The sequence below is a fragment of the Microbacterium mangrovi genome (assembly GCF_000802305.1).
Taxonomy (GTDB): Bacteria; Actinomycetota; Actinomycetes; order Actinomycetales; family Microbacteriaceae; genus Microbacterium; species Microbacterium mangrovi.
In genome coordinates, this window is the sequence record NZ_JTDK01000033.1 from 1 (window position 1) to 1,382 (window position 1,382).

The following is a 1,382-nucleotide window of genomic DNA, read 5'->3' on the forward strand; positions in this document are numbered from 1 at the left end:
CGGGTGGCGATCTATCTGCCGATGATCCCGGAAGCGGTCGCGGCGATGCTCGCGGTGGCGCGGGTGGGCGCGATCCATTCGGTGGTGTTCGGCGGGTTCTCCGCGGACAGTCTGCGGGCCCGGATCGATGATGCCGGCGCGAAGCTGGTGATCACCGCGGACGGCGGGTACCGCAAGGGCAAGGTGTCCGCGCTGAAACCGGCCGTGGATCTCGCGTTGGCGGACCGGGGCGGGCAGGGTGAGCAGGAGACCGTGGAACACGTCCTGGTCGTCAAGCGCGGCGGCAACACCGTGGATTGGGTGGAAGGCCGGGACCTGTGGTGGCATGAGGTGGTGCCGCAGGCCTCCGACCAGCACACCGCGCGGGCGTTTCCGGCGGAGAACCCGTTGTTCATCCTGTACACGTCCGGCACGACCGGGAAACCGAAGGGCATCCTGCACACCTCGGCCGGGTACCTCACCCAGGCCGCGTTCACGAACAAGGTCGTGCACGACGTGCACCCCGACACGGACGTGTACTGGTGCACGGCGGATATCGGGTGGATCACCGGGCACTCGTACGTGGTGTACGGGCCGCTCGCGAACGGCGCCACCCAGGTGCTGTACGAGGGCACCCCGGACGCCCCGCACCCGGGCCGGTGGTGGGAGATCATCCAGAAATACGGGGTCACCATCCTGTACACCGCCCCGACCGCGATCCGGTCGTTCATGAAACTCGGCCGGCAGATCCCCGCCGGATTCGACCTGTCCTCGATCCGGGTGCTCGGCAGCGTGGGTGAACCCATCAACCCGGAAGCGTGGATGTGGTACCGGGACGTCATCGGCGCCGGGCACGCCCCCATCGTGGACACCTGGTGGCAGACCGAGACCGGCGCCATCATGATCAGCGCCCTGCCCGGCGTCACCGAAACCAAACCCGGCGCAGCACAAGTCCCGCTACCCGGCATCCGCATCGACGTCGTCGACGAGAAAGGCGACCACGTCGGCAACGGCAACGGCGGCCTGCTCGTGATCACCGAACCCTGGCCCGCCATGCTCCGCGGCATCTGGGGCGACCCCGACCGGTACGTGGACACCTACTGGTCCATGTTCGCCGACAAGGGCTACTACTTCGCCGGCGACGGCGCCCGCCTGGACGACGACGGACACGTGTGGCTCCTCGGCCGCGTCGACGACGTCATGAACGTCTCCGGACACCGGCTGTCCACCGCCGAGATCGAATCCGCCCTCGTCGCCCACGAAGCCACCGCCGAAGCCGCCGTCGTCGGCGCCTCCGACGACACCACCGGACAAGCCGTCGTCGCGTTCGTGATCATCAAAGAGTCCTACCTCAAAGCGCACGAACCCGACGGCCTCGCCCACACCCTCCGCGCCTGGGTCGG

1 protein-coding gene is annotated in these 1,382 nt (G+C 68.5%); it reads left to right on the forward strand.

Annotated features, from left to right (window positions below):
- Positions 1-1,382: acetate--CoA ligase (locus LK09_RS20355; protein ID WP_039403822.1), on the forward strand; the 1,382-nt coding region annotated here is incomplete at both ends.